Source organism: Fervidobacterium riparium (assembly GCF_025370035.1).
GTDB lineage: Bacteria > Thermotogota > Thermotogae > Thermotogales > Fervidobacteriaceae > Fervidobacterium > Fervidobacterium gondwanense.
Genome location: NZ_CP009277.1, coordinates 2,151,604 through 2,173,667, shown reverse-complemented (window position 1 = coordinate 2,173,667; position 22,064 = coordinate 2,151,604). Strand labels below are relative to the sequence as shown.

Below are 22,064 nucleotides of genomic sequence, written 5' to 3'. Positions count from 1 at the left end.
ATTTTCGGAGAGGAGAAAAAAAGACGATGGGTTCGATAATCACCGAAAAATCCGTTCTTAGTGGTGAAGTTAAGATATCTGGGGCTAAGAATTCCGCATTGCCACTTTTGGCTGCCACGTTATTGACGGAAGAAGAAGTAGTTCTCCATAAAGTTCCAGTCCTTGCTGACATAGAGACGATGGTAGATATACTCAGAACGGTTGGCAAAAAAGTAATCTTTGAAAAGGATACTAACACTATCAGAATCTCAGGTCCTATACTGCACACCCACGTTTCATATGACCTTGTGCGCAAGATGCGCGCATCTTTTAACGTGCTTGGTCCAATCGCTGTAATGATGGGTGAAGCAAGCACACCGCTTCCCGGTGGTTGTGCGATTGGTGTTCGCCCGGTAGATTTCCACATCGAGGGTCTAAAACGAATTGGGTTCGACGTAACGTACGATCATGGCGAAATATTGGCAAAACGAGGAACAAAACCTGAGGAAGTGACCGTTTATCTACCATTCCCGAGCGTAGGGGCAACAGAACACGTGATGAGCACAGCTGCACTACTGCCTGGAATTACGATAATCGAGAACGCTGCAATGGAACCCGAAATAAACGATCTGCAAGATTTATTAAATAAAATGGGTGCGAAGGTAACTGGTGCAGGCACGAGCAGGATAGTTGTGGAAGGTGTTCGCAAACTCCACGGATGTGAGCACACAGTGATTCCAGATAGGATAGAAGCGGGAACGTACGCTATCGCCTTCCTTGCGACAGGTGGCGAAGGTGTGATAACAGACGTTGAACCATCACACCTCGACGCACTCTGGTTCGTACTTGAACGAACGGGTGCTATTGTTAAGAAGGGCTCAAATTTTGTAGAGCTGAAATCCTGGCACAGATGGAAATCGTGCGACATAAACGTCCTGCCTTATCCCGGCTTCCCAACAGATTTACAGCCACAGATAATTGTTTATCTTGCTTTGGCACAAGGTACGAGCACAGTTACGGAGAACGTATTCAAAACTCGCTTCGCGCATGTTGGGGAACTTGTTAGAATGGGTGCTGACATGAAGATAATGGAGAACACGGTATTCATTAACGGTGTTGAGAAGCTCGAAGGCACAACAGTAATGGGTACTGACTTAAGGGCAACTGCCGCCCTTGTCATTGCAGGCTTGGCAGCAGAGGGGACAACAGAGGTAACACAAGTAGAACACATATTCAGAGGATACGAGCATGTTGTTGAAAAATTCAGCAAAATCGGAGGTAAACTAAGATACGTCCCCGGAGGTGTCCCAGAGATTTGAAATATAAACTCACTTTAGGAAGAAATTCCTGGCTCTTTCTGATAGACACTCTTCTCTTAATCCTTTCTGGTGTTACCGCCCTCTTTGTGAGGTTCGGATGGGATTTTCAAGAGATGCGAAAATACGCAGCCGGTGTTTTTGTGCTAATTGGCATAACAGCCGTGGCGAACCTACTAAACGGCACATACAAAATTGTTTGGCGCTACGCACAGCCTATCGAATTTCTTAAACTTCTTCGTGGCTTATTCATAGGCTACGCATCGACGATACTGTTTTTGCATTTTACAAGAATCGCAGTACTGCCGAGGTCTGTTGGAATGCTCACGTTCCTCGGTAGTTACTTTTTACTCTTCAGTGCAAGAACGATGTACCAATACCTTTTAAGCATCAGAAAATCTTCAGGCAAAAGAATAGGAATCGTCGGAGCCGGCGATGCTGGAGTTATTTTACTCAACGAAATCAAAAGAACGAATTACGGCAACGTTGTTGTGTTCTTCGACGATGACCCAGCTAAGATAAACAAGACCATAGCGAACGTGCAAGTTGTCGGTAGAATAGATGAGCTCGACAAATACATTGCTGAACTTGAACTTGATGAAATACTGATAGCTATTCCTTCCGCTTCAAAAGAAGTCCTTGCGCGGATCTCTGAAAAAGTAGATACGAGCAGGGTGAAGGTCAAGACATTCCCTTCGATCTCGGAATTTTTGACAAGAGAACCAACGATAGAAGATTTGAGAGAACTATCGATACAAGACATCATCGGTAGAGAGCCTGTGAAAGTTGACTTGTCATCGATAAGCGACTACATCTCCGGAAAAGTTGTGCTTATAACCGGCGCAGGCGGGAGCATCGGTTCAGAAATTGCAAGGCAAGTTATAAACTTTGCACCGAAAAGACTACTCATACTTGGCAGGGGCGAAAACAGCATATATGAAATATACAACGAACTGAGGGAAAGAAACCAAAATGTAGAAATCATCCCGATAATCGCAGATGTGACCGACTCGAAATTCGTCGAGCACATTATATCAACCAACCATCCGGAAATAATCTTCCATGCCGCCGCGCACAAGCACGTCTTCTTCATGCAAAATAACCTCTATGAAGCGCTTAGAGTGAACGTAATCGGAACTATAAATCTAGCCAAGCTCTCTTGCAAATACGGTGTAGAGCGACTAGTGTTCATATCAACTGACAAAGCTGTCAACCCAACATCCTATATGGGCTTGAGCAAGAGAATTGCAGAGCTCTACCTTCTATCAATCAGTAATGACTGTCCAACACGATTTTCAATTGTCAGATTTGGTAACGTGATTGGTAGTCGCGGCAGTGTCCTTTGGAAATTCAAAAAACAGATCGAAAAAGGTGGGCCTATCACGATCACTGATCCAAAGATGAAACGCTACTGGATGAGTATTCCGGAAGCGGTCTCACTCGTCATCCAGGCGGGGGCATACGCGAATAAAAAAGAACTCTACGTACTCGACATGGGAGAACAAATACCAGTGGAGAACGTCGCGAAAACCCTCGCAAAACTCATGGGCAAGCCGGACATACAAATTACCTACACAGGAGCCGTGCCCGGTGAAAAGCTTGAAGAAGAACTATTTTACGACTATGAAACTCCGGAACCTACACATCACCCAAAGATTTCGAGGGTGAGATACAATAACCTGAAAGTGAAAGATGCAGAAATAGAAGAAATGGTCAATCGAGCGATGGAGCTTTGGACCCAGGGAGAAGAGCACTCAGCGCTTGAACTAATAAAATCACTCCTGTTTTGATATTGATTTTTTCAGCTCGATTGCATCCTTAATGTCATCTGATCCAAACTCGTACCTTTCAGAGCACCACTTACACGTGATCTCTGCTCTACCTTCGGCTAACAACTCATACAAATCACCTAACTCGAATAACTTGAGCGCTTCGTAGGCCTTCTCCCTACTGCACGAGCACTTAAACACAACGTTTTTCTCTTCGAAGAGTAGCCCTTCGTCGCCTATAACATATCTCGCTATATCTTCCAAACTCGCCTTTTCAAGCTCATGACTGATTGAAAACCCATTCAACCTTTTCTCTATACCTGAAATTACATCTTCCGGTAGATTTCTGTCCAATATCTGTATCGCGAGCCCACCTGCGTGAACGACACCGGAAGCGTCCATCAGCACACCGAGTGCAAATGCTGAAGGGATCTGTTCAGATTTTGTATAGTAATACGCCACATCCTCTGCGATCTCGCCAGAGATTATTGGTACTTTTGAAACGTACGGTGTCTTCAACCCAACATCTCGCACAACTGTTAATTCGCCATTTCCAACAGCTTGTCTAACATCGAACTTACCAATCTCATTCGGCTGCAACTCAAAATTCGTGTTTGATATATATCCTCTCACATGACCTGCGGCATTCGATTGTGCGACAACATTGCCCGCAGGTCCATCTCCTGACAACACAAAAGTAATCGACTCGCGTTCACCGAGCCAAGGCACGACCAGACCTGATGCTGTTATGAACCGTCCGAGAACAACGGTCGGCAGATAGGAAAGGCCGTGCTTCTCTTTAGACGTTTGGACAATATCCTTAGAATCTATCAATGAAAACCTTAGCATTCCGCTGTAAGCTGTCCCGTGGATTAGTTTCCCCATACGACTACCTCCCTGAAATATTTTTCAATCATTTTCATAAAATTATACCATTAGTATTGCACTAAGGAAATTGTGGTATAATTAACATGGTAAAGGGTGAAAATGGGGGGATTGTATGCCTACCTTAGATGCCATAAAAGTAGAAGAGCTGATATCGAAAGTGCCTGGCGTGAAGGCTGTCAAAGTTGTGGGAGACAACTCGACACTCCATGAAATTCACGTCATCACAACAAGCGACAAGAGTCCCAAACAGCTCGTCAGAGACATTGAGACAGTTGTCCTTGCAAGTACGGGCATAAGACTTGATAGAAAGATCATATCGATCGCACAAGTTGAAGCAGATGTCAAGACCCAAAAAATCCTACCGTACCAGATAGCAAACTTAAAAATAGAAAACATAGACGAGCGAAACATACGGGTAAACGTGACCATAGAACATGGCGAAGAAGAATTCTACGGCGAATTCTCAGGTCCAAAGACATCTCGCAACATCCCGAGGATTATAGGCAATGCTGTCTTAAATGCGCTTTCTGAAATCCATGACTTTGCACTCTCGTTTGACGATGTCGCCGAAGTGTACTTCGTTGGCAAAAAATACATACTTGTCCACATCACTAAACAGTACAACAACATTGAAGAAGGCATTATAGGTACAGCTGTAATTGAAGGAAATTACGAACGCGCAGTTGCGGAGGCGGTTCTCGATGCATTTAGAAGATTGTAAAATGACAAATCAAAGAATAAAACTGTGCACTAAAAAGTGCACAGCTTTTTTGTTAATTTTATTGTTCTTTCAAACATCTCTTGCAAATCTAATCTACGATACTAATATTGGAACATCTTACGGCTCACTTCCTGTTCCTGCCAATTGGCTAAATCTAGATAACCAACAAAGCACAAAAGAAATCGTAAAGACTGAAATCAACTTCGCACTCTACACAGCCGACTGGTCGAGCTCGATTGTGACAAAGTACTCTGGTTGGTGGGGTGTTCCTGCCAATCCAGCTGAGAACGTGTTCTACTTATCAGAAGATATTCCACCGTTCATAAACATAATTTTGGACTACAAAGTTGGAGATTTCGCACTGTATCTCGAACTGCCGTTCGAAAAGGAATACACAAACAAGCTCGTTACCCTATCAGACCACACAAATGTACCGTTCAATCCACTAAATCCACTCGACATCTCAAAGCTCTCGGTTGATCTGAACTTTCCACGAATGGGTTACATTTATTACTCGAACGATAATCTCTACCTTTCAATCGGAAGATTCCCGCTCAAATGGGGAGATGCGAAATATCCTGTCCACATCTCACCGACGACATATCAGGACAACTTGACATTCACGATCAAATTCCCAACGATGATTTATACGTTCCACGCTATAGCCTCTTATCCGCTCCTTTCGAACCAAGAATATGATATTCAGAGGAACTACTCAGACCAGCACACATCTGGAAGATATTTCTACGAACCGTCGAAGTACATAATCGCACACAGGTTTGATTTTTACGGCAATGTTGGAGATGTGAAAACACGATTTGGTCTGGGTGAACTAAACGTTGTAGGTGGAAAGCATCTTGATCTGATAGATATAAATCCAATACTTATCTTCCACAACACATACGGCGAAGGTTACAGGAACGTGACAGGGAGCTTGGACTTTTCGATTTTGTGGAACTCACTGAAAATTTACGGAGAATACGTTTTAGATGACGTCGTGGGTCCTACCGAAACTGGCTCCGGTTACAAACCCGGTGCTTCATCTTACAACATAGGTGCTCAATACGATTTCGGTGAATTTTCCATTTGGGCTGAGTACGATGAAATAGGAGAGTGGATGTACGTAACGAACTATTTGCCATACCTCAGAATCAACGTAAGACACTTCGATCTTGAAAACAATCTCGGTGGCAGGTTCATGTTCGATTACCCACTCGGTTTCACCTACGGACCTGATGCGAAGATGTTCTCCGCAGGGCTTAATGGAAAAATCCAGGATTTAAGCTTTGAAGTTGTGTATAACATGCTTACAAAAGGCCTTGTTGACGACAACGGTACGATTAGATGGAAATGGTTCTGGGACAGCTGGGCTGGGAATGTTTCAGAATCGGGTGCAACCACTCCTGAAAAAGCTGGGGAAAGAACTTACAACATTTTCAGCGTGAAAGCGAATTGGAAAAACATTACGCTCTTGTACAAGACAATCGACTTTGAAAAATACTTCCTCTCCGCACAAGTCAGCTATAATTTCTGAAGAAATACAAAATAATATCTAGATAACAACCGGGTGGTGTGAAACTACCCGGTTTTTTATCTGTTTTCGTAACATTGTAACATTTAAGCCACTTTCAATCCTTTCGAAAAAACACTTTACAAATGGTAAACTTTTGTGGTATAATTTTAAAGAAATTCGACCCTGGCCAAAGTGGGATGTGAAATTGGAGGGATGAGTTAACAAATAAAAAAAGAGAGTTAACAAAAAGGGGGAACCGTGCCAAAATTGTACCGAACACCAATCAATACGAAAGGAGGCACAGTTCCCCGTGATCAAAGTTATTATACCAGAAAAATCATTAGAAGCTATTGCGAAAATTGTCTTTAAGAGGTCAAGGAGGATGTTTACGAGGAAATATTCGGATTTAGACATATTAAGAGTCATCATTGCAATGTGTTTGACGAAATGTCAGTATGTGAGGGAGTTCTACGATGAAGTCAAGAGAGGGAATATCTATTATCCATACAAGTTACCAACTCGGCAGACGTTAACGTATCGGATGAAATATATAGACAAAGCGAAGATATCAGGAATAATGAAGAAGGTAGCAGGGAGCATACTTGCGATAGATTCGAGCGAGTTGAGAAATAAGAAAGAGAGATTGCATGCGTTGTACAACAGCAAAGAGAAAGTAGTAGTGGACTTCGAGGTAAGTGAGAGGCGAGAATGGGACGTAGGGATAGAAATGACGAAAGGGTGCAAAGGTAGTTTAATAATAGGAGACAGGGGATATCACGTTAAAAAGTTCAGGGCAGAAGGGGAAGGAGAAAAGATAATCAGGCCGAGGGGAAAAGCTGGTGAAGAATTCATGAAAAGTGAGCTGATGAGGGCGATATACAGGAAGAGGTGGGAGATAGAGTACTATTTTGAAAGGTTGAAACTGGGATTAGTGATAGAGAAGATAAACAAAGCGACGTTGTTTACGAAGTTAACGATAAGGTTAATTGGGCAGGAGTTAACATACTTGATAGGGATGCTGAAGAAACAACCGAAGCTATACACAGTTCTGTTCACTTAGATTTTACATTGGCCAGGGTGTTATTCATTTGATAATTGAAGATTATACTTCCTGAAATCCCTTCGCGATATAACGGGCCATATTTTTCAACTTCAAGAATTGCCTTATCTGTTACGTATTGACCTTCTGTCCCCACTATCGAACGAAAACTTGTTATTCGAACAGTATCATCTACTTGCAAGATTAAGTGCTCTGGGAAAAAGCCTATATGTGCTAAGTTATATTCCATAAAGTGTTCCTGGATTTTGACCAATTTCTTGAGAATTCTAGATAACCTTTGCAAATTGATATAATCTTTCCAATTCGTGCCTTCGTATCCATTCAAGCCATTCGTCTCAACACAATCAATAAGACTTCTTCCATTAATGTATTCAGTAACAACCATCGGTAATTTGAATCCGCTTGAGGTCAACACATCAAAGCAATCTATAACCTCTGGTAATTCCACCATCTTCACTTCATTTGAAATCCGAATACTTCTTTCGATAACCCTTCTTTTGTAGAAAATCTCTTCTTCTGATGAAACTATCGGAACCATTCCAATGAAATTAACATTGTCAATTCTCTTATTTTTGAGTAAGAAAAACTTATAACTCCTTGCAGCTTTATTTATTCTGACTAAATGCTGATTTCCTGAATTTCCAGAGACCAGTTCCCAACTTTTTGTATCAAGGAGTTTCAATTTCATGTATACCACCACTCTTTCCGGATGACTTTATACCATTTCGACGATTTCAATGCCGAATTTTCCTTCTATCACCAACCTTATAACCCCATTTACCTTGACTCTTTCATCTGTCTTCAATAAACCTTGTACTCTGTTATTTCCGTTACCTGCTATATACACCACAGTGTTGTGCGAAGTGTTTACTACATAATATCCATCAACATCTCTTTCAATTCTCAAGGCCTTTCTCGAAACAATTTTGTCTGGATCATGCTTTGACAAATCAACATCAACCGAATTAAGAAGATTAGCTCTACCAATTATGACTTCATCATATCCAAACATTTTTTCTATAACCAATGCCTTATTGATATACACCCTTACAGTTAAAGTTTTCTTTTCAGCATTTTGCTTAGTTTCAAAAAGATTTTCAAACAAATCATCCGAAATATATTCTCTTTGCATCATCTCATCTCCCTTCCATTCAGAATTCCCAATATTGCTTACAAGAGATGGTTCAAACAACTCGTGGAGATTGTCATAAAAAACATTACGAAGTGAATCAAAATCCGAGACATCTAAAGCTTTTAAAATCTCCTCACTTGTCAGTGACAAAATTAAATCCTTAAATCTCTCAGCTGCATTTCTACCAATATCAAAATCAGCTTTCATAATTAGTTCTTCACTGAGTTCTTTACCATTGTATCGAAAACTTGTAAGCGTGTTGAAAATCAGAACTCCGAGCTGGTAAGCGAATACTTCGATAGCTCCAACTTCGACATCCTCACCTTCTAAGTATCTCCTCAGCTTTGCTGGAGTATGAACAGGAATGACTAACGAACCATATCTCTCATCTCTAATTGCAGGGTCATCGATTACACCATTCTTGTGACGTACGATGTATCTTTCGCCAAAGAATTTTATTGCATAGTCAACACCAAGAGAAAAATGAAAAGGACAAATGCCAACGTGGATAAGTCCCCTTCTGAAAAGATACTCTTGGAAATCGAAAATCTGTTTCACAACTCTATCAAGGAACTTTTTATAAGCGACCTTTGTATTCTTAGCAGCATACCATTCGACATCTGAAATTTCGTCTTTGGTATTAGAAGGTTCACCACCTTCGTACATATACCCCCTTTTGAAATAGTCATAGAAATTTACTGTTGAAAATTTACCTTTAAAGAACTCCTTTACCATCCTCACTTTGACGGAATGTTCTTTTCTCTTAACATAAAAATCAACAATCTCAGGAAGGAACGTCGTGTGCAGATAATTATTGATACTAATAATACGTTTGAAAATAGCAATTTGGTCTGCAATTTGATTCTCATTCGGCTCTTTAAGGGTTCTTGACAGTACAATATACGGTATCCCCTTCATCTTTTCAGTTTCACGCAGTGTTATGCTAAAATACCCTGAAGATTTATGCATAGGTTCTACAGAATTAGCAAGAGAATTCCTATCTTTAAGATTGATTTTAATCCACGTATCTTTGCTGACAATTTCAATCATTTTCAACCCCCCTCATTGATTTGTTAAGATATTCTTCAAGATCGTATAAACCATGTCAGTCATATCATCAAACCCAATGCGTTTGTCAGGATCTGGTTCGGTAGTCCTCCTAACGAACTCTTCAATTAATTTGTTATTATGCTTACTCAGTAATGAATAATCAAACTTCAAAGTCTGATTTGGCAATATATTATCCGTCGTAATTTGAACCTTGGTAAGTAATCGGTAAACTACAACGCCAATTGTGTAAACATCAACCTTTTCGTCTACCATCCGATTTGCAAGTGAATCAATCTCAGGTGCCTTATATCCTGGCGTGTATACCCTTCCAAGATTGTAAGTTTTGTTATCCTTTTTTATAACTCCAACGCCACCGAAATCTATCAAAGTGAAGTTCCACGATGGGGTAACGATAATATTATCAAGCTTCAAATCTTGATATATTATCTTTGCAATGCTTTCATGTCTTTCGCCGATTCTGTACAACTTTCTAAAAATCTTACATATTGTCTTAACTAAACTAAAAACAGTTTTCCTCCACTCTGGAGAAGTTAACTTCTGAGTAGTGATTTGCGAATTCAAAACATTTTCAAGAGTATCTCCTTCGATATACTGGAGAACTATATACGGCTCTTTGTAAGCTTCTTCTTCAAGATCTTTGTATGGTTTGGCATAGAAATCACCTTCGGGCCACTTCAAGCTTGGATTGTAACCTTCTATATAGTCTCTTAAGACAGGCGTATTTGGAATATTGATATCCCTTATGAGCTCAAGCACCCTTCTCTCAGCCTTGATATCGTTTCTTGCCTGGACCAAGAACTGCTTGTTGTCCAAATTATTTCTTCGAATTTTTCCAAAGTAATTTCTTGCCTTAATCAGAACTCTTCTTTTAAAAACATGATGGTCCACAGCGTTCAGAATCAATCCGAAACCGGTGTTTGCACTGAGAATTCCTGTAACCTCGTATCTCTGCCCATCGATGTAATGAGGTAGAAGGTACTTCTTTCCATTCTTTTCAATCAAAATCTCGTTTTCGCCTAACACTACTATATTCTGACCTCTGTAATTTGACATAAAATCACCTCCATAATTACGAAACTTAAATTCACATTCCGTTTTTACATTTGACATTTATACTAAAAAAACAAAAAAGGCGAATAATTATGCGCCTTTAAATTCAGTACAATCACAAACTACTTCTTAGGAATCGAAGGAAACCCAAGAAACCTATCCACGAAACTTGGTTCCTTAGAACTCTTTTTCTTTCCATGTATACACATTCCAATCCCTCCATGATAATGTAGATGCGCAAAGCACAAAAAAGAAAGCTCCGCAAAAACGGAGCTTTTCCAACACCTACACTAAATCAAAAAACCCACAGAAAAAGCTTCCCTAAAGACACTAACTCAAACTTATCACATAAATAAATACTCAACGAATCATCTTGACAATCTATTAACCACATACCACTGCACAGATTTATAAGTGCTTTACATGTCTTCCAATTATACAAATGACATTTCACACAAAACATGACCACAACTATAATATCTTCTTTTATTGAATTGGAATTTGCAAAGATAGGGATATCGCAAACGAAAGAATCAAGGCAGGCAATTCCAGGAAAAAAACGGAAACATTACACAGAAAGCAAAAAATATGCAGAAACCACATATAAAAAAGAAAGCTCGGCACACTGCCGAGCTTTTCTTAACTTTATCCAGCTCTTATAGAGAGAAAAACTTTTCCTGTGTTCTCCACTTTTGTCGGAATCGACATTTCCGTACTGACCTTTCCATCTCTTTCAGAGAGGAGTGCCTTTCACCGGGAGAAACTTAAAGATTACTATATTTCAAATTTAATCGACCTTTCCATCTCTTTCAGAGAGGAGTGCCTTTCACCTCCCAACCGGAAGGATAATGTTCAACCCGTTAGGAGGAGACCTTTCCATCTCTTTCAGAGAGGAGTGCCTTTCAATTTAGGGCATGGGATAAAAAAAAGAAAAAAATGTTCTATGGAGACCTTTCCATCTCTTTCAGAGAGGAGTGCCTTTCACCTTGCCTTCCAGAATAGGCATAAATAGATGGAGTTTGGAATGCGATTTTCTCTACCCCCAAAGTTAGGCTATCTAAATTTTATTTTAACTTGGCTAGCAGTTGCAAATTTTCTTGAATCCATGCCGATTCCCTACCTATTTTTGCACTTGTTCCTTAATACGTGCTGATGACTAAATGATTTGAGTTAGTTTTTCACTTTGAAATATTATCGTAACAATAGGTAGAGAATTTTTTAGATTATGTCTAATCACAAGCCGAGAAGCAAGAAGAATACATATGAGAAAGAAGAAAATAAAATCACTTTGTGAAATGAAATACCTAAAATTCAACGGAGAAGCGCATGAATACAAGATTTTTCGACGATGTAGCTTGCAAAAATTATCAACTTGCCAATGACCGGACGTATAGTATTTATGCGGTTATTAGTGAGTATCGTGATGCGAAATTTGTCTTTTGGTCTCCACGGTTTAGGGCGTTTGTATTAAAAAGAAAAGGTTCATTTTGCTTTTACAGTTATATTATATCATAAAGCCTACGGTATATTGCAACGTGTTATCAATGTTTAATACGTTATCAGCCCAGAAATACGAAAAGCCCTGCATTGCTGCAGGGCTGTGTGTCAAAAGTGAGAATAAATTATTTAATCAGTTCAGTGGTATTAGCCTTTCACTTGTTACTTTGAATTTTATTATTCCTTTGAACGCTTTTGTTTCGTGCTCAGATTCCAGTTTTTCTGAGGCTATGTAGAAAGTGTTATCTAAGTTTCCATATATATGTAACGGATCATTTATCCGATATGATGCAACGTATAGTTTCCAGTTTTCCTCGCTGTTGTTTCTTAGAAAGATAAACCAGTTGCTTCGTGTTTGGGTTAGATAATTAATATCACCAGTCTCGGCTATGATTCTTGCCATTGTTTTAAAATCTGTGCCATCAAACGGTATGCCAGCTTCTTTTGCAAGAACTCGAACGTTGTCTGCTTCGTGTCCGTTTTGCATCAACATTACTGTTCTTTCGTCTGAATGTGCGATAAATGGATGAACATTCTCAAGGTAGATTGGTTTGAACGATGCTTACCGAGTGTGGAAAACAAGCCATGGCAATTCTAAGTTATTGTGCTCATATTCATAACTTCCTTCGATGAACCATTTCTTGACATGTAAATCATCAATAACGGTGTTTTGGTCTGACCAATTTTAAAAAGTCTTGGCTCTATATCTTGTGTGCTAACAAATCCGTTCCCGTCTCCACCTCTTGACATTGTAAGTGCATCAAGCCATTTCCCTTTTATTCCCATGTTGTTAAAAATAGCCAATCTACACACTGAAAAGACCTCCTTTTCTAAAGTCAAATACTTAACAGAATAACAGCATAAGTAAACCGCAAAGGTATTGAGATATCACGAAGGTCTAATTAAACCTAACCTTTCTAATAATCTTCTTTTTTTAATAGGTATCCAAACAGGAAGACGGTGTTTACGAATTCTTCTTCTCACACGTTTTTCCTCTTTCCTCCTAATCAAAGGAATACCTCCCAACTAGAAACTTCTGGCGGTTTACAATATATAAAACGTAAGAATCTGCAAAATCTGACATGACTTTTTCAATTCTTAAAAGAAGAAAACCGCCTCAAAAATAGAGGCGGTTTAGAAAACAAAAATGATATCAAAGCTAGAATGAAACTGAAAGTTCAAAGAATGGGACTACGTATAATGTAAAAAGCGAAAATGCAAACGTTCCGTCACCGTTGACATATTCAGTTCCTATACCTATATATGGAAGTACAATAAATGCCGTTCCCCAATGCCAGAAGTTGTTCCACGAGCTGAATTTCAGAGGTCCATAATAGTTCTTTTCCACGTATCCCAAGAGAAGTGCCGAGAAACCTTTGTAACTTGTTATGTTTCCTTCTTTGTCAGAAACAGGGTAGAGAATATTGAAAAATGGAAAAGTGATCCTTGTTTTTTGGTTTTTAGAAGATTTCGATGGCAATTCTATTATTATACTTGTTTCTATGTACTTCTTTTTATCATTAACTTCGTATGTAACAAACAACTTTCTATTGGAAACAATTCCGGAGATTCCAAGAACTTGCCAACCACCTGAGTAATAAATGTGACTCTCTGGGACTGCAATAATTGAAAGTGTAGAATTAGGCAAGATTACTGTCGGAACCTGAGCACGCGTTGCGTCTATGAACTTTTGACCTTCACGAATTAGTTTGACGGGTTTCCCGTAGTTGTCAGTGAATAGAGATTCGTCCCATATGATTTTCAAAGGTAGTCCTGTCTTGTTAGTAATTGTCAAACGCAAAACTTTTGTGTTTGCTAATATGTCGAACAAAGAACCAACGTACGTTTCCAAATCCACGATTATCCTAATATCGTCGTTTTCCATAACCGCTAAACTAACTTTTGTAGCCTCTTGTGTGTCCGCAAACGATGATACACCGAAAAATGTTAAGAGCACAACAAGAAAGAGCAATACTTTCCCAAATACTTTCCTCACGTTCAATCACCCTCCTAATCCTAAGATTTGTAGATTTGTAAAGAGAGCCGGTACGGAAAAAAAGGATAAATATAGCTTAATTACTGAACTTGATTACTGAACTTGCTTCTTATCTGCTTAACTGCTTCTTTGGCACCTGCAAGTGAGAATTCGAAGTGTACATATCCTTGGCTGTACCAATTGAGTTCGACCATTAATTTTCCATGGTTAAGGATTTTGTTAATGATATACGCATCGTTTCCAAAATTCAAGAAGTTACTCAGCGGTTCTTGGTAAAACGTAGTGTATTCTGGTTCCTGGTTATCCCACTTTATTCGCGTGTTTATAACAAGATATCCCCCACTTCCAAAGTCGAAATCTGCAATGTTGGGTGCGTTGTTGAACCATATGTACGTCCATTCAGTTTGCCCGTCTGTTGCTACAATGAGCCTTGCCTTTGTGTCTGAATATGGAAAGGTCATTGTCTCAAGCGATTTTACTTCGGGTGAAATAGCATACCAAATCTCATTTCCAGTCATTGGGTCTTTTTTGCTCGAAATTGTCCAACCGTGTAACGGGGCATTCACAATACTTTCGTTAGGTACACAAGATTGGAGCAAAACAATAAAGGATAATATGAGGGAAACTAAGAAGAGTCTTTGGGATTTGTTGAACACTCTGACACCTCCCACTTGAAGATTCAAAATAGTTATTGGAAGTTTCCGTACCGGCAAGAAAAGAAATGATAAAAAACCCCCTGGGATTGTTCCCAGGGGTAATGAATAGAATTATCTTTCAATGTCCGAACACAAGTTTGTAATCAATGTTGACTGGCTGAATTGAAAAGTCAAGCCTTTCTGTTCTCTTGATTTCTTTCAGTAACTTCTCGGTTTTCTCTTTGAGTTTTTCTATTTGCTTATCTTCGGGAATGTTTAGTCCATGGATAAGTATCGAGGAATTGCGCGTGCTTACCATAAATGCAAGATTTCTAACATCTTCTGCGGATATAACTTTAGTTGTACACTCATCTTTTACATTCAGAAGATACACTAAAATTTGAAGCAAACCAAGTTTTGGACGTAGTTCTTGTTCTACTTGTTCAAAGATCTTCCTCAGTGTATCGATAAGTGCATTCTGTTCTTCAGCGGTTAGCGAGCTTGTCTCAAAGGTTTTTCCTAAGCTGTACAATCTAAGTTGCAATAGCAATTCGAAAGCACGGTAGGTATATAGCGAAGAGAGTATTTTGTTTTCAGTCCCATATTTATTAGCAATCCACAATAGTGTTTCCGCCAAAGCAAGTATGCCTTTTTTGTTCTCAAAACTTTTTTCTTCCTTGCTATAGATAACATCCTTAATTGCATCAAGAATTTGCTTCTGTATCTTGAAAACATTGTAATATTTTCTCAGTGGGTCATTCATGAATTGGTCTTTTTCTAAATTTCTTAAGACTTCCTCCATCCTTTTTGCAGCGACTCCTATTTCAAGAGCATACCATTTTCCATATGCTAAACATAATTCTTCAAAGACTTTGAATTTTTCATTGCCGCTTTTTCTTCGAGCAGCGATTAAGTGGTCGTGAGCTGTATAAAAGTCTTTTGACCTGTATTTTTCGATTGCAAGTAGTACATCAACATCGGCAAGCACTTCGTGAGGGCTCGGTAAAATAACTAATTTCTCGGCACCTGCTCTTGGTCTTCTCAAATCTGTATCGTATTCCTCGTTGTCGATATATACAACTCTAATCTTATCGAAAAATCTTCTGAAAAAGAAACCCGCTGCACCAAGTCCGGCACTCATCGCTTTTGTTCCACTTGTTATATCAAGAGCTATATCTTTGTCTTCATACTTTGTGATAATGTCAACGACCTTTTCGTATATCTTCGTCACGTCGCTCTTTTGAATCTCCAAAGGATAAACTCTCTTACCAGTATCAGCTTCTATCTTCTCTATATGCTTTTGTGTCTCTGGAGTGTGAAGAATGTAGATCTCATCAGCCTGTGTTCCGAGAATAGCAAGCGTAGTTGCTTCAGGACTTGTACCTAAAGTGTGTATTGAAACGTCAAACTTCTTGAATTCTGGACTAACAATAGGATTTTCCTTCCAAAGAGCTAAAAGTGATGGCCAGATTTCCTCTTGGTACAACTGTTGAGGATTAGCGCCGTTTTTCACCTCCTGCTTGTACTCTTCCCATTTTTGGTTTAGAACTTCCTTTGAAATGCTTTCCATCATCTCACCCCCTATTTAATATTTTTTAGTAGGAAGGCTAATATGAACATTTGACATATCTTGATTATAACATTCATGAAATATCATATGTTACATAATCTTTTTCATGCCGATTTATTCGTCCGTGAAGAAACTCTTTAACTTACCAACCTTGTATGTTATTGGTTCCGTTATTACATATGACTTTTAACGTCTGAAACGCCTGAATGCATTTTCCAAACGAACCGTACGAAAGATTAGCATGAATTTGGAAGAGTACTTTGAGTAGGTATAAAATATGCAAGAATTGGAAGGTAGGATTTTTGGTTAGGAAGGTGTTGAAGATAACAATGGGTATTTTCACAAAAAATCCCTGGAGAGGAAATGTCAATGCTTTCCTCCCAGGGTTGATTAAGAATAGAATGGAAAATGAATTATAAGACTATAAGGCTATACCTATGTGTTTTCATAATTTGATTTTTTACTTGGATCTCACCCACTTGCTCTTCGATTTTGAATCTTTGCGTCTGTCTCACCTTCCTTCGTTTGTTTATTCCTTGGATAAGTCATGTTCAACTCTCACCCCCAATCGAAATTGTTAATAACCTTCCGTGATTTACAAATGACATTTAAAGTGAATCCATCAGGCTTTTCTCATGACGTGTTGCTGTTGGTACTCGTAATTCAAACTCACGCACGTCTGAAAGCTTTAGCAAGTTTGTAGATTATGTAGATAATACTTATAAAATCGTCGAACCTTCCCATGAACGGTACGAAGTCAGGAATAAAATCCACAGGAGATATCAGGGTTAGAAGAGCCAATACCAGCGGAAGATCGAACATCGGTATTCCAGTTTCACCTCCATATTTTGTTCTTTACAAGAGAACACCGTGCGAGGATTTACTGTCCACGCTCGGTGGATAGACCTTTAGATGTTTACTTGCTTTCGGGTCGGGATGAGACTATGTTACTCGGACAATTCTTCGATGGCTTTGAGAACCCCAACTACTCACATTATGACTAGAACTATGCTGTATGCAAGTCCGTCGATTGGCGAGGAGCTCATGACTATCTCTTCTGGCATGAGGGTGTCCATTTTTTCTTCGAGAAACTCCATTCTCCTCACCTCCTTTCTGCTCTTGATTTCCCGCGATTAAGCTATATCTGCCTTGTGGCTTCCGTGTATTACATATGACAATTGGAGGCAAAAGTTTGAATTTCTCTTATAAATACAAGTTTTTGGATTTCTGATGTTGTTATATTTAATTTCGTAAAATGGTTTCATGTATTACAAATGACATATAGCTGGATAGATGGCTTGTCCTTGGGAAGTAAAGACAGAAGACCAGCTTAAGATGCCTTTTACACGAGGTTGAAGACTCGGTGGGGATTTATGGGTTGCTTGGAAGATATAACAAAAAAAGCTTCCCTGAAATCACAGGGAAGCTCCTTAATTTTTTCTCATTATCTTTGAATCTTCAATTCAAACTCATCCCATACCGACTTGTACTCAATATAAAGCTTAGCTTTTTCAAACTCCTCTCTTATGTCCTTTTCTATCTTTTTCAAAGTTTCTTCATCAGTCTCAACTTCGGAATTCTTCACGATTTGCAATCCAAGAGATGCTTTTCTACCATTTTCACCGGAACTTAGCGTGTTTATTCCAAAAGACTTTGCGTATACCATTCGCACAGACTTGTGTTTATCAAAATGACTGAACTGGCGCGCTTTGAATGCTATCTTATCAGCTAATTGTATGAATTCAGGAACTCTCACACTCTCAGAATATTCATCTATCAATTCCTTAATTGTTGGGTAAACGATTTTCTCTTCTACATATTTTGCCGTTTTCTCGGCTTCTATATATTGCTCGTTCTCTAAGAATTCCTTGAGTTTCAAAAGTTCTGCTTTGGTTTCTTTATATTTAGAAGTTTCTTCCGGAATATCAATACTTTGATACTTATCAATAAGATAAAGACATTCGTTTTTTGTTCTTAGCAGTCTATTAAAGTGATAAGCGTCTGTTACTATTCTATCTGCCTGAACGTCCGTAGCATCTATGAATTTCAACCACTTCACAACAAACTTAATCACCTTTCTTTCAAGTTCATCGTCCACATACCATTCAGAATGTGGGTCGCTCATTAAACTTTCCAAACTCGAAGTATCAACGCCAAGTATCTCAGCAAAGTCTTTTGATTCGCTTTCATCATCTCTTTCGACTGCTAAATATCCTCTATGATATTTAGAAATCAGCTGCAGTGCTTTCTTAACAGCAACTGCCTTTTCTCTACCGAATATCCTTGTCAGCGTCAAGCCTTTATCACTTTCTTTCCCGCTTCCAATAAATGGTTTTTGGAAAGCAAGTACGTTGTAATGCTCATTATCCAAAAGCTGAACGGTTAGTTCGTTATGCACATCGCGTACAAGCGATGGAAGGGAATCAAGATGGAGAGTCTTTTTCAATTTTTCAATTTTGTAAATTGGATACGTATGTCCAAGGTCATGGACGTTTATGGAAACTATCAGAAGGAAATAGATCAGATCTTTGTAAGTTATGTTTTGGTAGTAACTCTTGTAAAGTTCATTATAACCGAACGGTGCAAAGAAATTATCTTCATCCATTTTAAGTATCAAACCTGTCAAGAAATCCATCAGCCTTTTGCTGTGTCTTTGCGAGTGTTCCACAGTTTCAGGAATTTGGTCCCCAATCCACATGTGGTTCCATTTCTCCAAGATTCCAGATTCAATATATTCAGCAAGCTCAGGGTTCCTTCTGAAAACCTTCAAGAGTTGCTCTCCGTATCCAAAAGGAAGGTTTCTCTTTTTTGAATACTCCTTCTTAATTGAGTGAATATCATAGAAAGCAACTGGTTGACCACTATTATCAAAATTAAAAAGGGCAGCAACATCGTCATGTATCTGCAAAAGTTCTGTCCAAGAAGGCTCCACACCAGAGTCGAGAATTGAGTTAAGTGTTGAAATGATATTATCAACGTAGTAAGTATCCCAATTTACTACAACCCTGGGAATACGCAAAAGCTCTTCCTGCCTTTCATGTTTATAGTAAATGTCTTTGTTTCTAAATATCCCCCAGAGCATGAGTGCAAGACCTATCATCTTAACACCAGGTGCGATATCCATAATAATCTCAGAATCATCTTCACCAACATTTTCCATCAATTTATCCATCTTTTTTAAAACAATTTTGACTGTCTCCAAGTTTTCCTTTGTCGTTGTACCCTCATTGCTAAACGGGGTTTCTATGATGTATATTTTTTCAAATTCTTGATCTCTATCAGCCTTAAAAAGAAAATACAGCATATACAGAATCTGTGATGGCAATTCCGGAAATTTACTATCATCCAACACAGCAAAGTCCTCACTACCGTTAGACAAGACCAATACATTGTCCAACTTTCCTCTATCCTTGCTCAAAAAGTTCTTCAAGAGCTCAAGAATAGTTTCACAATATACACTGTTTTCATTATCATTCTTACAACATGGTCGATTAGATATCAATACAACATTCTTTATTTTGTAGCCTTTTTTCTTGATTAAAGCTAATGTCTCAATTTCTGCAGGTGGACGTTTTGGTCTAACTCCTGTCTCAAAAAAGTCAACAAGACTTTCAAATAGCATTTCCTGTTCTTCGGTGCTCTTAGGTCTATTATTTCCATCATTAAAGTAACCTCGAAAGCTCAGACCCACTGGCATGACAACTGTTGTTTTATCAAGTATGCGGTTTCTCAGATAACTTATGGTACTTATCAAACAGTTCGTCTCGTTTGCATTTATTATTCCTCTTAACCCTTCAAAAGGTTCGGCTAAGTTTTTGTTCATATAACGTTCCTGGTTGTTTTCATCCAATCTTTCCACCGCATTTTCTAACTCGGGTGGTACTTTGAAATCGTTAAATTCTACACCTTTTACACTTTCAATCTCCATCAAAAACCCATCAACCTTAGGATAGATAAACTCATCGATGACCACTTCAGGCACATCTAAAAGTTTGTACCTGATTTTCATCACTACATCACTGTTCTTAAGTTTCTTTGACATAAAATCATCAATTCCATCGATGATTTCTTCGTATTCTTCTCTGTTCAGACCATAATCATTGTTATCTGAGAGCTTTTTCTTAACAGTCCGAATCCATTTTTTAGTAAAACCTATGTCGGACTTTATCATCTCGAACCTCATTCGCTCCTCTTCATCGTCGTCTTTTCTTAAGTACCACTGTATAATACCTATCCTTTTTACAATATTATTCTTCTTATCTTTATTATCTAAAGTTACTACACCATTCTCATACTTCAAACCATTGTCCAAAATTCTCTCAAATGCCCCTCGTTCTTTTATAAGAAACTTTCTCTCTTTTTCAATATACGACATCTTCCAAACCCCCAGTTTCCATTATTGAACGTGTCGTTCAAGTATGATGTTCAAACCTTCGTAAAGAGCCTGTTGAACTGCGTTCCTAAGCACATCTTCAAACTCTCTAAAATTCCCAGCGTACTTTCTCTTTTCAAGCTTTTTAATCGCGTTAAGCGAAATCTTTTTAATTTTGTAGCCTTCTTCCTTGTCGAATGGATTGACATTAGGATTCAAAAGTACGAAATTGATCAAGAACCTTATATCCTCAACCCTTTCTCTCAATGGTGGAATAGTCAAACGGTATTTGAACCTGTAGTATAGGTCCGCTCTGAAACTACCCTCTTGAATTTCTTTTTTCAAATCCTTATTTGTCGCTGCAATGATATGGGTTGGTGCATAGATCTTTTCAGCTCCTGTGTAACCAACAGGATGGACTACACTGTCGTCCATGTAAGTCAAGAGCTTTGCTTGAACATCGGGAGGTACTTCTGTAATCTCATCGAGGAAAAGAATACCCGGACAGGATACTGTAATCCTTCCAAGTTTAGTTACACTATCGGTAAACGCTCCCTTCTCGGTTCCAAAGAGTATCGAGTCAATTAATTGCTTTTCCACGTTCACTAAAGACTGCCTGTAATATTCTTCTTTGAAGTGGTGTTCTCCAAGAACTTCGCGGGCTATAATCTCTGCTATGAGCGATTTGCCAGTTCCAGTTTCTCCCTCTAACAAGAGCGATGGGACTTTAAAATATCTATTTTTACTAAAAAACTCAATAAACTTTTTAGAAATATCCTGTAGCTTCTCATGACTCTCCATTCGAGGAGTATTACGATATTTTTTATCACGAACAAACTTGGTCATTGTTTCATAACTTTTCTTGAAATCAGCGATGATAGTTTTTAACTTTTTAGAAAACTCGCGCATTGATGGATCAAGGAAAACGGAGATGTATTTTATGTCCTCGTATTTTTCCGCTATTTCTTCTCTCTTAACGACGAATTTCCAATTTTCAATATCCTTCGCCCGTATCATTTCATACATTGTATCTTCTTCAACAATGATATTTTCGTCAGTTTCCCTCAATAAATCCTTGAGTAACTTCTCAAATTTCCCAAGCTCTTCGTACTCGAGCCCTTCTCCTTCGAGCCTCTCTCTTCTAAATACTCCAACAACATCGTGAGTCAAAAATTTCTTAATTAAATCTATATCAAGCGCCCTATCTATGATAAGTATATACATATCGTTCCCGCTATTTCCAACTTTATTGTCAAAACTATTACCCGTCACAATCCATATTACCTTTTTATTTTCTATCTCCTTGGGATTCTTTAATTCTGACCTTTTAATAATATTTACCAAATTAACCTTCTCACCCTTAGCTTTGAACTGAACACCAAGTCTATTGACTACATTCTTTACAATACTTTCCAATTCATCATCAACAACAAAACAAACCTTTAATTTACTCCCTTCCGACCGTCCTGCAGACATGGAACAGACCTCCTACATT

General features: G+C 38.8%; 17 protein-coding genes. 5 read left to right on the top strand and 12 right to left on the bottom strand.

All coding sequences use genetic code 11. From position 1 onward, the window contains the following. Nucleotides 1-26: 26 nt before the first annotated feature. On the top strand, nt 27-1,298 hold the full coding sequence (murA, locus tag IB67_RS10320; protein ID WP_072757315.1) for a UDP-N-acetylglucosamine 1-carboxyvinyltransferase: 1,272 nt from the start codon (nt 27-29) through the stop codon (nt 1,296-1,298). Further along, nucleotides 1,295-3,085, top strand: a complete 1,791-nt coding sequence (locus tag IB67_RS10315; protein ID WP_245789408.1) for a polysaccharide biosynthesis protein — start codon at nt 1,295-1,297, stop codon at nt 3,083-3,085. The genes murA and IB67_RS10315 overlap by 4 nt, the downstream gene beginning before the upstream one ends. Here IB67_RS10315 and IB67_RS10310 read toward each other — a convergent pair. Then, nucleotides 3,071-3,949, bottom strand: coding sequence for an Hsp33 family molecular chaperone HslO (locus IB67_RS10310; protein WP_072757313.1), 879 nt, complete (start codon nt 3,947-3,949; stop codon nt 3,071-3,073). The genes IB67_RS10315 and IB67_RS10310 overlap by 15 nt on opposite strands. A gap of 115 nt (nt 3,950-4,064) precedes the next feature. On the opposite strand from IB67_RS10310, the gene IB67_RS10305 reads away from it, so the two are divergent. The 3 genes from IB67_RS10305 to IB67_RS10295 all read left to right on the top strand — a co-directional run bounded on the left by IB67_RS10305 (nt 4,065) and on the right by IB67_RS10295 (nt 7,246). Next, entirely contained in the window at nt 4,065-4,673 is a 609-nt protein-coding gene (locus IB67_RS10305; protein WP_072757312.1) for a BTB/POZ domain-containing protein, read from the top strand. Further along, nucleotides 4,654-6,207 (top strand): hypothetical protein, encoded by a 1,554-nt coding sequence (locus IB67_RS10300; protein WP_178137730.1) that lies wholly within the window; start codon nt 4,654-4,656, stop codon nt 6,205-6,207. The genes IB67_RS10305 and IB67_RS10300 overlap by 20 nt, the downstream gene beginning before the upstream one ends. A 289-nt stretch (nt 6,208-6,496) precedes the next feature. Further along, nucleotides 6,497-7,246 carry a transposase gene (locus IB67_RS10295; RefSeq protein WP_498875164.1) on the top strand — a complete coding sequence of 250 codons (750 nt, stop codon included), beginning with the start codon at nt 6,497-6,499 and terminating at the stop codon, nt 7,244-7,246. On the opposite strand, the gene IB67_RS10290 is transcribed toward IB67_RS10295, so the two are convergent. From IB67_RS10290 to IB67_RS10240, 11 genes are all read right to left on the bottom strand, one after another. After that, nucleotides 7,239-7,934 (bottom strand): hypothetical protein, encoded by a 696-nt coding sequence (locus IB67_RS10290; RefSeq protein WP_498875315.1) that lies wholly within the window; start codon nt 7,932-7,934, stop codon nt 7,239-7,241. The genes IB67_RS10295 and IB67_RS10290 overlap by 8 nt on opposite strands. 27 nt (nt 7,935-7,961) lie before the next feature. After that, nucleotides 7,962-9,428, bottom strand: coding sequence for an FHA domain-containing protein (locus IB67_RS10285; RefSeq protein WP_072761045.1), 1,467 nt, complete (start codon nt 9,426-9,428; stop codon nt 7,962-7,964). 12 nt (nt 9,429-9,440) lie between these two features. Beyond that, nucleotides 9,441-10,502 (bottom strand): protein kinase domain-containing protein, encoded by a 1,062-nt coding sequence (locus tag IB67_RS10280; protein WP_339747751.1) that lies wholly within the window; start codon nt 10,500-10,502, stop codon nt 9,441-9,443. Nucleotides 10,503-12,129: 1,627 nt separating this feature from the next. Further along, the gene (locus IB67_RS10275; RefSeq protein WP_339747792.1) at nt 12,130-12,489 is read right to left on the bottom strand and encodes a hypothetical protein; all 360 of its coding nucleotides are present in this window, start codon (nt 12,487-12,489) and stop codon (nt 12,130-12,132) included. A 101-nt stretch (nt 12,490-12,590) separates the two neighbouring features. After that, nucleotides 12,591-12,809 (bottom strand): hypothetical protein, encoded by a 219-nt coding sequence (locus tag IB67_RS10270; RefSeq protein WP_339747789.1) that lies wholly within the window; start codon nt 12,807-12,809, stop codon nt 12,591-12,593. Nucleotides 12,810-13,155: 346 nt separating this feature from the next. Next, a complete protein-coding gene (locus IB67_RS10265) occupies nt 13,156-13,992 on the bottom strand; it encodes a hypothetical protein (protein WP_339747786.1) in 837 nt (278 codons plus the stop codon). Nucleotides 13,993-14,072: 80 nt separating this feature from the next. Then, entirely contained in the window at nt 14,073-14,648 is a 576-nt protein-coding gene (locus tag IB67_RS10260; RefSeq protein ID WP_072760969.1) for a hypothetical protein, read from the bottom strand. Between the two features lie 118 nt (nt 14,649-14,766). Beyond that, entirely contained in the window at nt 14,767-16,197 is a 1,431-nt protein-coding gene (locus tag IB67_RS10255; protein WP_072760971.1) for a TIGR02710 family CRISPR-associated CARF protein, read from the bottom strand. A 669-nt stretch (nt 16,198-16,866) separates the two neighbouring features. Further along, entirely contained in the window at nt 16,867-17,019 is a 153-nt protein-coding gene (locus IB67_RS10250; protein WP_084634446.1) for a DUF1232 domain-containing protein, read from the bottom strand. 622 nt (nt 17,020-17,641) lie between these two features. After that, nucleotides 17,642-20,572 (bottom strand): hypothetical protein, encoded by a 2,931-nt coding sequence (locus IB67_RS10245; protein ID WP_072760975.1) that lies wholly within the window; start codon nt 20,570-20,572, stop codon nt 17,642-17,644. Nucleotides 20,573-20,593: 21 nt separating this feature from the next. After that, complete coding sequence (locus IB67_RS10240; protein WP_072760977.1) at nt 20,594-22,045, bottom strand: sigma 54-interacting transcriptional regulator; 1,452 nt, start codon at nt 22,043-22,045, stop codon at nt 20,594-20,596. Nucleotides 22,046-22,064: the final 19 nt, after the last annotated feature.